The 13656-nt window shown below is 66.5% G+C and carries 7 protein-coding genes; 2 read left to right on the top strand and 5 right to left on the bottom strand.

Going from position 1 to position 13656, the window contains the following annotated elements:
* Window positions 1–66: 66 nt before the first annotated feature.
* The gene (locus ACIOVF_RS15090; protein ID WP_045198865.1) at window positions 67–801 is read right to left on the bottom strand and encodes a TraX family protein; all 735 of its coding nucleotides are present in this window, start codon (window positions 799–801) and stop codon (window positions 67–69) included.
* 125 nt (window positions 802–926) lie between these two features.
* Between ACIOVF_RS15090 and ACIOVF_RS15085 the strand changes: the two genes are divergently transcribed.
* Window positions 927–1124 (top strand): hypothetical protein, encoded by a 198-nt coding sequence (locus ACIOVF_RS15085; RefSeq protein ID WP_143013287.1) that lies wholly within the window; start codon window positions 927–929, stop codon window positions 1122–1124.
* On the opposite strand, the gene ACIOVF_RS15080 is transcribed toward ACIOVF_RS15085, so the two are convergent.
* The 4 genes from ACIOVF_RS15080 to ACIOVF_RS15065 form a co-directional block, all read right to left on the bottom strand.
* Window positions 1121–2398 carry an NTP/NDP exchange transporter gene (locus tag ACIOVF_RS15080; RefSeq protein ID WP_093383149.1) on the bottom strand — a complete coding sequence of 426 codons (1278 nt, stop codon included), beginning with the start codon at window positions 2396–2398 and terminating at the stop codon, window positions 1121–1123. The two genes, ACIOVF_RS15085 and ACIOVF_RS15080, sit on opposite strands and share 4 nt — an antisense overlap.
* A 4-nt stretch (window positions 2399–2402) precedes the next feature.
* On the bottom strand, window positions 2403–3314 hold the full coding sequence (locus ACIOVF_RS15075; RefSeq protein WP_401290454.1) for an aldo/keto reductase: 912 nt from the start codon (window positions 3312–3314) through the stop codon (window positions 2403–2405).
* 132 nt (window positions 3315–3446) lie between these two features.
* A complete protein-coding gene (gene xth / locus ACIOVF_RS15070; protein WP_401290451.1) occupies window positions 3447–4226 on the bottom strand; it encodes an exodeoxyribonuclease III in 780 nt (259 codons plus the stop codon).
* Between the two features lie 66 nt (window positions 4227–4292).
* Window positions 4293–4853 (bottom strand): YSC84-related protein, encoded by a 561-nt coding sequence (locus ACIOVF_RS15065; protein ID WP_045198856.1) that lies wholly within the window; start codon window positions 4851–4853, stop codon window positions 4293–4295.
* 155 nt (window positions 4854–5008) lie between these two features.
* Here ACIOVF_RS15065 and ACIOVF_RS15060 point away from each other — a divergent pair, with 155 nt between their 5' ends.
* Entirely contained in the window at window positions 5009–13597 is an 8589-nt protein-coding gene (locus ACIOVF_RS15060) for a GH36-type glycosyl hydrolase domain-containing protein (protein ID WP_401290448.1), read from the top strand.
* Window positions 13598–13656: the final 59 nt, after the last annotated feature.

Raw genomic sequence — 13656 nt, 5'->3', positions numbered from 1 at the left:
TCAAGCCCTCACTGATCGATACACCTGGGTCCGCGCGACTTCGACCGGTGAGCCAGTACCTGAAGCTCAAGTATAGTCAATGATGGTAATGAGTTTGATCAGCAACAGATGCAGCGGATAGAACCAGTAGCCCCAGCGCCCGACGCGCCATACCTGACGTTGCAGTTGCAGGCGCAACAGCCCGAGGCCGAGCGGGGCCGACAGCAGTGCGGCGCCCAGGGCCATGAGCGAGATCGCCTGCAGCGGATGGGCGCGCAGCCAGAGGTTGCTCAGGTTGGCCGCCACCGCCAGGCCTGCAGGCAGCAGCCACGCTAGCGGCCCCAGGCGCAGGGCCAGCAGGAATGCCGCCGGCAGCAGCACCCCGGCCAGCCCGTACATCAACCCGTCGGCTGCCAGCGTCGCCACCACAGCTGTTGCCAGGGCAACCCACACACTGCTGCGCCGACGGTGATGGTGCAGGCCCCAGGCAATCAACAGGCCCAGCGCCAGGGTCGGCATGATGTTGAGCGTCGGCGACGGGCCATTGAGCCAGCGATACGGCCACTGCGACAGCACGGCAAAAATCACCAGCCCTTGCAGGTAGCGCGCCGTGCCCGCGGTAAAGGCCTGCCCGGGTGGGGCGCGGGCCACGTTGGCGGCAATCGCCAGGCAAAACCAGGGGAACGCCAGGCGGCCGACGACAAACAGCCAATGCTCGGCCGGCCAGATAAAACGCAGGTGATCGGCGATCATGCTGATGATCGCCAGCCACTTGAGCAGGTCCAGACTGATGTGCCGCTGGGCGCCACGCTGCTCGCTCATGTCCGTCCCGGTCGGAAAAAGGTTAGCGAACAATGCCACAGGCACCTGCAGTTTGTCGGCTGGACTGGAAAAAGGTTGTAAACATGGATTACTGTATATGCATACAGCAACAACGAGTAACCATGATGACCGACTACGAAGAAGACTTCGCCGCACCGGATTCACCGACCCTGGTGGAAATGTGGAAGCATCAGGTGGTCCTGATGACCAACGAAGCCGAGTACCTCAACAGCGAACTGCTCAAGGCCCGGCAGAACATTGCCAAGCTGGTGGCGATCAATGCCGAGCTTGCCGCGCAGTTGCGCGGGGTGCGCAGCAGTTAAACATGGCCCGGCTGATCCTCGCGCCGGCGCTGCTGACGCCCCAGCCACCAGCCGCTGCCTGCCCAGCCCAGGGCAATCCCCGCGCCGATGAGCATCGCCAGTTGCGGATGATCGCCCATCACATCCAGGCCGCGCTTGAGCCAGCCACTCACGGCATCGGCACCGCGATAAACCACGGTGTCGGTAAAGTTCTTGGCCTTGTACTTGTGCCCGGGCTCAACCACGGTGTAGAGCATTTCGCGTCCCGGCCGCACCAGCGCGTACTCGCCCACCCGGCGCACCACCATGACCAGCACGAACACGGCAAACAGCGGCGCCAGGGCCAGCCAGATGAACCCCAGCACCATCACCAGCGGCACCGCCACCAGCAACACCCCGACCCCGAGCTTGCGGGCGACATGCCCGGTGACAAACAGCTGGGTGAGGATCGCCAGGGCCTGCACGGCGCTGTCGATCAGGCCGAACACCTGGGTCTGTTCGGTACGGCTGGTGAAGTGCGCGGCCACCAGCCGCGCCTGCTCGAAATACAAGAAGGTGCTGACGCTGGCCAGCAGCACCACGAACAGCGCTATACCCAGCAGGTAGGGCGAACGCAACACCTCGCTGGCACCGGCAAAGGGGTTGCCGCCCAACGCCTGTGAACGCGGATGCTCGGTTTGCGCCGGCAGCGGGTACAGGTCGCGCCAGTGCTGCAGGTACATGGCCGCCACCACACTGGCGAGCAGGCACACCGTGGCCAGCAGCACCAGCCCGGCATGGCCGATCAGGCCCACCAGCAACGTCCCGAGCAATGGCCCGAGCAAGCCACCGCCGCTCGCCCCCGCCGCCAGCAGGCCGAACAGGCGTTTGGCCTGCTCGCTGGAGAACAGGTCGGCGAGCACGCTCCAGGCCAGGGAGATGGTCAACAGGTTGAACATCGACAACCAGATATAGAACGCCCGCGCGCCCCAGAGGTTATCGGGTTGCACGGCGAACAAGGCCGCAAACAGCAACAGGTTGCTGGCCATGAACGCGTAGGTCCAGGGCAGGATGCGCCGGCGCTGTACTTTCGAGGCCAGCCAGCCGAACAGCGGCAAGGCGATCAGGGTGACGACAAAGGTCCCGGTGAACAGCCACTGCAGGTTGTCCACGCCACCGGCCACGCCCATGGTTTCGCGCACCGGGCGCAGCATGAAGTAACCGGCGAACAGCAAAAAGAACAGCGCCAAACCGGCAACCACCGCCGGCGCCTCGCCAGGCCTGACGTTGAACACGCGGGTGCCCAGGCGTTTCATGGCTTCAGGCGAACTGCTTGATCAGGTCGTGTTGCTGCGCGCTGGTGAGCAGTGGCCCGCTACCGGCCTTGAGCTGGTCAAGCTGGCGGTCTGGGCGGCTGGTGGCCGGGATCACTGTGGTCACCGCCGGGTGGCTGATGGCGAACTTGAGAAACAACTGCGCCCAGCTGCCGATCCCCGCCTCGGTCGCCCAGCCGGGCAGCGCCTGGCCCTTGACCCTGGCAAACAGCCGGCCATCGTCGAAGGCGCGGTTGATCAACACCGCCACGCCTTTGTCCTGGGCCAGGGGCAGCACGGTGCGCGCAGCCTTGGGCGAATTGACCGAGTAGTGGATCTGGATGAAGTCCAGGGCTTCACTGCGCAGAATTTGCTCAAGCGCTTCCAGGCCACTGTCAATGTAGTGGGTCACGCCGACATAGCGGGTCAGGCCCTGGGCTTTGAGCTCGCGGGCATAGGGCAACTGGCGTTGCCAGTCGCGCAGGTTGTGAATTTGCAGCAGGTCGACCTTGTCGGTGCGCAGCTTTTGCAGGGTCCCGGCCCACTGCGATTGGGCGTCGGCGCGGCTGTCGGCGGCGATCTTGGTGGCGATAAAGGTTTTGTCCCGCCAGCCGCCCTCCTCCAGCAGCTGGCCAAGGATGGCGTCGGCGCCGCCGTAGTTGGGCGAGGTGTCGATAACCCGGCCGCCACCATTGAAAAACACCTTGAGCACTTGCTTGAGCTGCTGATAATCAGGCAAACCCGCCTCGACCTCGAAACTGCCAGACGTACCGGCACCGATCACTGGCAGCGCCTCACCCGTGGACGGGATCTTGCGGGTGAGCATTGCGCTGCTGGCCTGGGCCAAGGGCAAGCCAGTGAGGGCCAGCCCGGCGGCCAGGGTGGCACTGGCGGCAAGAAAGTGGCGACGGGTGGGCATGGCACACCTCCTGATAAAGCCTGCACTCAAGGGCTAAAAGCTTAGTGCGCGAGAGCGCTTTGCACCGCAGTATTCGTAACTGCATATGTAGTCGCTAGCTGCACTCAATCCCGAGGGCCGTTGTACGCAGGCTCACGCCCGGACCTTGAGCTCGATCCACACCGGCGCATGATCGCTGGCGTGCGCTTCGTTGCGCACCCAGGCATCGACCCCGGCGTTTTTCAGCTGCGTGGCCAGGGCCGGGTTGAGCAGCAGGTGATCGATACGCAGGCCGGCGTTTTTCTGCCAGTGCTGGCGAAAGTAGTCCCAGAAGGTGTAGACCCGCTCATCCGGGTACAGCTGGCGGATGGCATCGGTCCAGCCCTGGGCCAACAGGCGCTGGTAGCAGTCGCGGCTCTCGGGCTGGAGCAAGGCGTCCTTGAGCCAGGAGCGGGTGTTGTAGATGTCGAAATCGGTGGGCACGACATTGAAGTCGCCGGCCAGCAACACCGGGTGATCGTTGCCGACCAGGGTCTTGGCATGGTCGATCAGCCGCTCGAACCAGGCCAGCTTGTAGGCGAACTTCGGCCCCGGTTGCGGGTTGCCGTTGGGCAGGTACAGGCAGGCGATATGAATGCCCTGTACGGCGGCCTCCAGGTAGCGGCTCTGGCTGTCGTCCTCAAGGCCCGGCAGGCCGCGGCGGATCTCCAGCGGCTGGGCCTCGCGGGCAAGAATCGCCACGCCATTCCACGAGGCCTGGCCGTGGTGCAGCGAGCCATAGCCAAGGGCCTCGAAATCGGCGGCCGGAAACGCAGCATCGGCGGCCTTGAGTTCCTGCAGGCAGACCACATCGGGCTGTTCGCGCCGCAGCCAGTCGAGCAGGTTGGGCAGCCGCGCGCGAATGCCGTTGATATTGAAGGTGGCGATCTTCAAGGGGTCTTCCTCTGGCTTGCCAGCAATGGGCTGCAGCGCAGCCCGCAAAGCCTCAGACCACCACCGTCAGCGTTTGATCAACGAGATTTTCGTCCCTTCGATACTCACCCCGGCCATCAGCCCCTGCTGGTCGAATACGAAGGCGTAGGCATCCTGCTTGAGGGTCGAGGTCGAGAGGTTTTTCGCCACGCCCTGGTCAACCAGCACCACGGTCGGCCCAACACCCACTTCCCAGCCTTTGGTGTCCTGCACGTACTTGACCGCCTTGTCGGTCATCAGAAACACCGCATAGGCATAGGACTGCGCCCCGGCCTGCAAGCCCCAGGAGCCGGTGACCGAGTTGTAGTAGCCGGAAACCTTGCTGCCTTTGTACAGCACCCCTTCGCCATAGCTGCCGCCAAACACCAGCCCGGCCTTGACCACTTTCGGGAACACCAGCACGCCCTTGGCCGTGCGCGACATGGTTTCAGCCAGCGGGTGGGCCTTGTAGAGGATTTGCAACGCCTGGCGGGCGTCTTTGTCGAGGTCTTCGGCGGTGGCGGCACTGGCGCTGTTGTTCAGGCCCACGGCGGCCAGGGCGACGAACGAAAGCACGAGGGCGAAGAGAATTCGCAATGGATGGTTCATGGCTGTGCTCCAACACCGGCCGCTGCCGGCATTCAATGGATGACACACCTCAGGCTAAGCGCAATGGGCCAAGCGGTCTGTTCGCTAGCGTACAGACCCCGCCACAACGCGCGCGGCACACTGGAGCTGTCAGCCTCAGCCCATACAAGGACATCATGGACAACCCCTGGCCCCGTGCCCTGATGCTGCTCAAGCGCCTGTCATGGCGATCCGCACCGCGTACTTTCGGCTACGAGGCGCTGCTGCGCGCGGAGCTGCTGAGCGCCGAACAAATGGCCAGCCATGGCACCCTGCTCGCCCGCCAGCACCGGCTGGACCCGACGCCCCGTGCCGATGGCCTTTTAGCCCGCCTGGCCGACAATGAACGGGTCCTGGCCAGCAGTTGCGCACGCTTCATCGACGCCCAGCCCAGCAGCCGGCGAGTGACCCCCGCCGCCGAATGGCTACTGGACAACTACTACCTGGTCGAAGCCCATATCCGCCTGGCCAAGACCCACTTGCCCAAAGGCTACAGCCGCCAGTTGCCGCGCCTGGGCAACGGCCCGTCGACCGGCTTGCCGAGGGTCTACGACATCGCCCTGGAAACCATCAGCCACGGCGATGGCCGGGTCGATGACGAAAGCCTGGGGCGTTTCGTCGAGGCCTACCAGAGCGTCACCGCGCTGACCCTGGGCGAGTTGTGGGCGATTCCGATCATGCTGCGCCTGGCCCTGATCGAGAACCTGCGGCGCATCGCTGCGCGGGTCATGGCCAGCTGGGCTGACCGCAACCTGGCCAATGACTGGGCCGACCGCCTGAGCGAAACCGCTGAACGCGACGTCAAGAGCGTGGTGCTGGTGGTCGCCGACATGGCCCGTTCCGAGCCGCCGATGACCGCCGCCTTCGTTGCTGAACTCACCCGCCGGCTGCAGGGCCAGAGCGCAACCTTGATCCAGCCATTGACCTGGATCGAGCAATCGCTGGGCGAATCCGGCCTGACCATCGAGCGCCTGGTGCACCTGGACGCCCAACAGCAGGCCGCCGACCAGGTGTCGATCAGCAACAGCATCGCCAGCCTGCGGCTGCTCTCGACCAGCGACTGGCGGGCCTTCGTCGAGCGCCTGAGCCAGGTCGAACGGCAGTTGCACAACGACCCGGCAGGCGCCTACGCACGGATGGATTTCGCCAGCCGCGATCACTACCGCCATGTCATCGAGCGCCTGGCGCGGCATAGCCCGCACAGCGAAGAACAGGTCGCGCAAATGGCCGTCAACCTCGCCCAGCAGCGCGGCCAGCCGCCCGCCGCTGACGTCGCCGGGCATGTCGGCTTCTACCTGATCGGCCCGGGCCTTGAGCAACTGGAGCAGCACCTGAATGCCCGCGTGCCGCTGGCCCAGCGCTGGCAACGGCTGTTGCACCGCGCGCCGCTGACGTTCTTTCTGGTCCCGGTAGCGCTGTTGTCGCTGGGCTTCGCCTGGCCGTTCCTGCTCGACGGTTATCACGCCGGCTGGCCGGGCTGGGGCCTGGCACTGCTGGCCGTGGCGCTGCTGCTGATGACCAGCCGCCTGGCCATCGGCCTGATCAACTGGCTGGTGACCCTCACTGTTGCGCCGTGCCAGCTGCCGCGCCTGGACTACCGCGAAGGCCTGCCGGCCGAGGCCCGCACCCTGGTGGTGGTGCCGACGCTGATGGCCAGCAGTGCCGATGTCGAGGAACTGGTCGAAGGGCTTGAGGTGCGTTTTCTCGCCAACCGCGACGAGCAGCTGTACTTCGCCCTGCTCACCGACTTCATGGATAGCCCGGTCGAGGTGCAGGAGCAGGACGCCGGCCTGCTGACCGAGGCCAGCGAGCGCATTGGCGCTTTGAACCGCAAGTACCCGGCGTTGCTTGGCGAGCGGTTTTTGCTGTTGCACCGGCCGCGGCGCTGGAACCCCGCCGAACGCGCCTGGATGGGTTACGAGCGCAAGCGCGGCAAGCTGGCCGAGCTCAATGCGCTGCTGCGCGGGCACGGCGTTGAGCGCTTTGCGCTGATCGTCGGCGATATCGCGGCGTTGCCAGGAGTGCGCTATGTCATCACCCTGGACACCGACACTCAGTTGCCCCGCGATGCTGCCCGCCAGTTCATCGGCGCCATGCAGCACCCGCTCAATCAGCCGCACTTCGACGCCCAGGGGCGGATCCATCGCGGCTACGCCATATTGCAACCGCGGGTCGGCATCAGCCTGCCCAGTGCCGCCCGTTCGCGCTATGCGCGGCTGTTCGGCAGCGATGCCGGGGTCGACCCGTACACCCGCGCGGTGTCCGATGTGTATCAGGACCTGTTCCTGCATGGCTCGTTCATCGGCAAAGGCATTTACGCGGTCGATGCCTTCGAACAGGCACTGGACGGCCGCTTTGCCGAGAACCGCATCCTCAGCCATGACCTGATCGAAGGCTGTTACGCCCATTCCGGGCTACTCAGCGACGTGCAATTGTTCGAGGAATACCCGGCCCGCTACAGCGCCGACGTCAAGCGCCGGCACCGCTGGATTCGCGGCGACTGGCAACTGCTGCCGTGGCTGCTGCCCTGGGCGCCGTGCTGTAGCGGCTTGCAAAGCAACCACCTCAGCGCCCTGGCGCGCTGGAAGCTGTTCGACAACCTGCGCCGCAGCCTGGAGCCGGCGGCGTTCCTCGGTGTGCTGCTGTGCGCCTGGTTGATTGCCCCGCAACCGGGGCTGTGGTCCCTGGCCGTGGTCGCCCTGCTGCTGACTCAGCCGCTGCTGGACAGCTTGCTCGCGCTGCTGGGCAAAACCACCGACGTGCCGCTGGCCGAGCACCTGCTGGCGGTGCTGCACGGCGCCGCCCAGCACGGCATACGCGCCACTTTCAACCTGGCCTGGTTGCCGTTCGAGGCCCATTACAGCCTGGATGCGATTGCCCGCACGCTGTGGCGCATGCTGGTGAGCAAACGGCGCTTGTTGCAATGGAGCCCGTCGCGGGAGGTCGAGCGCACCAGCGTCAACAGCCTGGCGGGGCTGTATCGCACCCTGTGGGTCGCGCCGGCACTGGCCCTGGCGCTGATCGCCGTGCTGGCGCCAACGCCGGGCCTGCTCGCCCTCGCCGCACCGTTTTTGCTGCTGTGGCTGGCTGGCCCGGCCCTGGCCTGGTGGGTCAGCCGCGCCGACAGCGGCGCCAGCCAAGCCATCTCGCCCCAGGGCGTGCAGTTTCTGCGCTTGCTGGCCCGGCGCAACTGGGCCTTTTTCAACCAATACGTCAATGCCGAAGATCGCTGGCTGCCACCGGACAACATCCAGCAAGCGCCTTACGCCAACGTCGCCCACCGCACCTCGCCGACCAACATGGGCATGGCCCTGCTGGCCCACCTCGCCGCCCATGACTTCGGCTACCTGGGCAGCGCGCGCCTGCTGCAGCGCCTGGCAGCGATGCTACAGAGCATGCACAGCCTGGAGCGTCACCAGCAGCACTTCTACAACTGGTACGACACCCGCAGCGGCTTGGCGCTGCACCCCCTGTATGTCTCGACGGTGGACAGCGGCAACCTCGCCGGCCTGCTGCTGACCTTACGCCCCGGCCTGCTGGCTCTGGGCGATGCGCCGCTGCTCGATGGGCGCCTGCGCCAGGGGCTGCTGGACAGCCTCGATGTGCTGCTGCAAGCCTACAAGGCGGCGGGCATTGCCGATGAGCAATGGCAGGTGCTGCGCGCCGAGCTCGAGATCAACCAAGCACCGCAGCAACTGCCGACGCTGCTGCAACAGCTGCTCGACTGCCCGCTGTCGCCAGCCGAGCCCAGCGGCGATTGCGCCTTCTGGCGCGCTGCGCTGCAGGAGCACTGCCAGGACCTGCTCGATGAATTGCGCGCCTTCGAGCTGCCTGCTGGCGACGACCCGGCAGCGCAGCTACCGCTGAGCTGGCGGCAACTGGCGCAGCTCGACGCCCAGCGCTGGCCGCCAGCCGAGCGCGCGCGGGTTAATGCCGTGCGCAACCTCGCTCGCGAGCGTATCGCCAGCGCGGCGCACCTGGCCGAACAGGCTGGCGCCCTGGCCAACATGGATTTCCGCTTTCTCTACGATCTGCAGCGCGACCTTTTCGTGATCGGCTACAACGTCGACGAACAACGCCTGGACAGCGCCTTCTACGACCTGCTGGCCTCGGAAATGCGCCTGACCAACTTCGTCGTCATTGCCCAGGGCCAGGTGCCTCAGGACAGCTGGTTCGCCCTTGGCCGCCTGCTCACCAGCAATGCCGGTGAGCCGGTATTGTTGTCGTGGTCGGGGTCGATGTTCGAGTACCTGATGCCGATGCTGGTGATGCCCTCCTACCCGGGCACGCTGCTGGAGCAGTCCTGCCGCGCGGCGGTCAACCGGCAGATCGCCTACGGCAACCAGCTGGGCATCCCCTGGGGGGTGTCGGAGTCGGCCTACAACAGCCTCGATACCCACTTCAACTACCAGTACCGGGCCTTCGGCGTGCCCGGCCTGGGTCTGAAGCGCGGCTTGGGCGAAGACCGGGTGGTAGCGCCCTATGCCAGTGCCCTGGCGCTGCTGGTGGCGCCCGCGGCGGCCTGCGCCAACCTCCAGCGCCTGGCCGCACAGGGGGTTGCCGGGCGCTTCGGGCTTTATGAGGCGGTGGACTACAGCGAAGCACGGCTGCCGCCCGGGCAGGAGGCGGTGGTGATCAAGTCGTTCATGGCCCACCACCAGGGCATGAGCCTGCTTGCCCTGACCTCATTGCTGCTCGATCGCCCGATGCAGCGGCGTTTCGAGTCCGACCCGCAGTTCCAGGCCAGCGCTCTGCTGCTGCAGGAGCGCGTGCCGAAGACTGCCGCCGCCTACCTGCACGCCGCCCAGGCCCCGGTCAGCGAAGACGCCAGCGCAGGCGAGCAACAGTTGCGGGTGTTCACCGAGCCCAACCGGCGCTGCCCGGCCGTGCAACTGCTGTCCAACGGCCGTTACCACGTGATGGTCAACAACGCTGGCGCCGGTTACAGCCGTTGCAACGACCTGGCCGTGACCCGCTGGCACGAGGATATCGCCAGCGATACTCTCGGCATCTTCTGCTACCTGCGCGATGTTGCCAGCGGTGCGTTCTGGTCCACGGCGCACCAGCCGACCCTGTACCGGCCACAAAGCCAGGAGGCGATCTTCAGTGACGCGCGGGCCGAATTTCGCCTGCGCGAACGCGACATCGACTGCCACAGCGAAATCGTCGTCTCGCCCGAGGACGATGTCGAACTGCGCCGCCTGCACCTGACCAACCATGGCCGCCAGCGCCGCCAACTTGAGCTGACCAGCTACGCCGAGGTGGTGCTGGCCCCGGCGATCAGCGATGCGCTGCACCCGGCGTTCAGCAAGCTGTTCGTGCAAACCGAGCTGCTGCGCCCGCTGCAGGCCATTGTCTGTAGCCGCCGGCCGCGTTCGCAGCAAGAGCCGGTGCCGTGGCTGTGCCACCTGCTGGCCGCCCATGGCGTGGATATCGAAGCCATCTCATATGAAACCGACCGCGCCCGCTTCATCGGCCGTGGCCGTACCCTCAAGGCCCCGGCGGCGTTGATGCCTGAGGTTGAGCAGTTGTCCGACAGCGCCGGGGCGGTGCTCGATCCGATCGTCGCCATTCGCTGCCGGATCAGCCTCGAGCCCGGGCAGAGCGCGACCATCGACCTGGTCACCGGCATTGCCCCGAGCCGCGAGAGCTGCCTGCAGCAGATCCACAAGTACCGCGACCGGCACCTGGCAGACCGGGTCTTTGACCTGGCCTGGACCCACAGCCAGGTGCTGCTGCGCCAGCTCAATGCGTCCCTGGCCGATGCGCGGCTGTTCGAGCAGATGGCCGCCTCGGTGATCTATGCCAACCCGTCGCTACGCAGTGAAAGCGCAGTGCTGGCGAGCAACCGGCGCAACCAGTCCGGGCTCTGGGGCCAGGCGATTTCCGGCGACCTGCCAATCGTGCTGGTGCAGATCAGCGACCCGGCCAACATCGAACTGGTGCGCCAGATGGTCCAGGCCCATGCCTACTGGCGGCAGAAAGGCCTGAGCCTGGACCTGGTGATCTGGAACGAAGACCAGGCCGGCTACCGCCAGCAGCTGCAGGAGCTGATCATGGGCCTGGTGACTTCGGGCAGCGAAGCGGCGCTGCTCGACCGGCCCGGCGGGATCTTCGTGCGTCCGGCCCAGCAGTTGTCCAGCGAAGACCGCACACTGATGCTCAGTGTTGCCCGCCTGGTGCTCAGCGACAGCCGTGGCAGCCTCGCCGAACAGGTGCATCAGCGGCGCAGCGAACACGCCTTGCCGCGCTTCGAGCCCAACCCGGCCAGCCTGGTGCCGGCGCCGGTACGGCCAGCGCCGAGCGTGCAGCCGGGGCTGCTGATGGAAAACCCCTACGGCGGTTTCAGCGCCGATGGCAGCGAGTACATCATCAATCACCGCCCCGGCCAGCCGACGCCGGCGCCCTGGGTCAACGTGCTGGCCAACCCGCAGTTCGGCTCGGTGATCAGCGAAAGCGGCGGCGCCTACACCTTTGGCGACAATGCCCATGAGTTTCGCCTGACGCCCTGGCACAACGACCCGGTCAGCGACCCCAGCGGCGAGGCCCTGTACCTGCGCGACGAAGACAGCGGCCGCTACTGGTCGCCAACCCCGCAGCCGTGCCCTGGCCAGGGCAGCTACCGCACCCGCCACGGCTTTGGCTACAGCGTCTTCGAGCATGACGAGGACGGCCTGCACAGCGAGCTGTGGGTGTTCGTCGCCCTCGATGCGCCGGTGAAGTTCTCGCGCCTGAAGCTGCGCAACACCTCGGGCCGGCCGCGCCGGTTGTCGGTAACCAGCTATGTGGAATGGGTGCTGGGCGACCTGCGCAGCAAGACGGCCATGCACGTGGTCAGTGAGGCCGACCCGTTCAGTGGCGCGCTGTTTGCGCGCAATGCCTACTCCATCGAATTTTCCACCCGGGTGGCGTTCCTCGACAGCGACCTGCCCTACCGCAGCCTCAGTTGCGACCGCCTGGAGTTCATTGGCCGCAACGGCAATCTCGGCGCGCCGGCAGCCATGGGCCGGGCGCGGCTCTCCGGGCGCAGCGGCGGTGGCCTGGACCCTTGCGCAGCGTTGCAGGTGGCCCTGGAGCTGGCCGACGGTGAAAGCCAGGAGGTGGTGTTCCGCCTGGGCGCCGAGCACGACGCCACGGCCGCCACCCGCCGGGTCCAGCAGTACCGCGGGCTGCGCGCGGCGGCGGTCGAACTGGAACGAGTGCGCGCGCACTGGCGCGAGGTACTCGGCGCCATCCGCATCGAAACCCCGGAGCCGGCCCTGAATGTGCTGGTCAATGGCTGGTTGATGTACCAGGTGATTGCCTGCCGCTTCTGGGCGCGCAGTGGTTTTTACCAGTCCGGTGGCGCCTTCGGGTTCCGCGACCAGCTGCAGGACAGCATGGCGATGATCCACGCCGATCCGGCCGCGGCGCGCCAGCACCTGCTGCTGTGTGCCAGCCATCAATACCGCGAAGGCGACGTCCAGCACTGGTGGCACCCGCCGTTGCAGCGCGGCGTGCGCACCCGCTGCTCCGACGACATGCTCTGGCTGCCTCTGGCCACCAGCCGCTATGTGCAGGTGACCGGCGACCTCGGCGTGCTCGATGAACAGGTCGGCTATATCGAAGGCCGCGCGCTGAATCCTGGCGAGGAGTCCTACTACGACCTGCCGAACCGTTCGGCACTCACCGAGAACCTCTACCAGCATTGCCAGCGGGCGCTGCAACACGGCCTGCAGTGCGGCGTGCATGGCCTGCCGCTGATGGGCAGCGGCGACTGGAACGACGGCATGAACCGCGTCGGCGAACAGGGCCTGGGCGAAAGCGTGTGGCTGGGCTTTTTCGGCGTCGAGGTGCTGCAGCAGTTCGCCCGCACCGCCCAGCGCCAGGGTGACGGCCCGTTCGCCGAGGACTGCAACAGGCGCGCCGCCACCCTGCGTGGCAACCTCGAAGCCCATGGCTGGGACGGCGGTTGGTACCGCCGCGCCTATTTCGATGACGGCCAGGTGCTGGGTTCGGCGAGCAATGAAGAATGCCGCATCGACTCCATCGCCCAGAGCTGGGCAGTGCTCTCGGGCGCCGCCGCCCCTGAACGGGGCCGCCTGGCCATGGAGGCGCTGGACCGTTACCTGGTGCGCCGCGACATCGGTATCGTCAAGCTGCTTGATCCACCCTTTGACCAGGGCAGCCTGGACCCTGGCTACATCAAGGGTTACGTGCCCGGCGTGCGTGAGAACGGCGGCCAGTACAGCCATGCCGCCGTCTGGGCGAGCATGGCCTTTGCCCGCCTGGGCGACGGCGCCAGGGCCTGGGAACTGCTGCGCCTGATCAACCCGTTGCGCCAGGGCAGCACCGAGCGTATCGACACCTACAAGGTCGAGCCGTACGTGATGGCCGCCGATGTCTATGGCGCGCCGCCCCATGCCGGGCGCGGCGGCTGGAGCTGGTACACCGGCGCCGCCGGCTGGATGTACCGGCTGATCGTCGAGTCACTGCTGGGCTTGCAGCGCAGCGGCGAGACCTTGAGCCTGCAACCGCTGCTGCCGGCCGAATGGCCGGGTTACCTGCTGCACTATCGTTATGGCGCCAGCCGCTACCGCATCGAGGTGCGCCATGCGGGCGCGGGCGCGTTGAGCCTGAGCCTGGATGGCCAGCCCCTGGCCGACGGCGTGGTCAGGCTCGTGGATGACGGTCAAACCCACCAGATCAGCGCGCATTGCCTGCCGGCCACTGCCAGCCTCCCCTAGCCTGCGTGGATAGGAGTACCCTGAGGCCAGACAGCTCTCGTCTGCCATCGGTGGCTCCG

Source organism: Pseudomonas sp. NPDC087612 (genome assembly GCF_044743505.1).
Lineage (GTDB): Bacteria > Pseudomonadota > Gammaproteobacteria > Pseudomonadales > Pseudomonadaceae > Aquipseudomonas.
This window is presented reverse-complemented; position numbering and strand designations above follow the sequence as displayed.

What these genes read in the sequence shown, in the direction of transcription:
- ACIOVF_RS15060 (WP_401290448.1), top strand. Translation starts at nt 5,009, where the DNA reads ATGGACAACCCCTGGCCCCGTGCCCTGATGCTGCTCAAGCGCCTGTCA.
- ACIOVF_RS15090 (WP_045198865.1), bottom strand. Translation starts at nt 801, where the DNA reads ATGAGCGAGCAGCGTGGCGCCCAGCGGCACATCAGTCTGGACCTGCTC.
- ACIOVF_RS15075 (WP_401290454.1), bottom strand. Translation starts at nt 3,314, where the DNA reads ATGCCCACCCGTCGCCACTTTCTTGCCGCCAGTGCCACCCTGGCCGCC.
- ACIOVF_RS15080 (WP_093383149.1), bottom strand. Translation starts at nt 2,398, where the DNA reads ATGAAACGCCTGGGCACCCGCGTGTTCAACGTCAGGCCTGGCGAGGCG.
- ACIOVF_RS15065 (WP_045198856.1), bottom strand. Translation starts at nt 4,853, where the DNA reads ATGAACCATCCATTGCGAATTCTCTTCGCCCTCGTGCTTTCGTTCGTC.
- ACIOVF_RS15085 (WP_143013287.1), top strand. Translation starts at nt 927, where the DNA reads ATGACCGACTACGAAGAAGACTTCGCCGCACCGGATTCACCGACCCTG.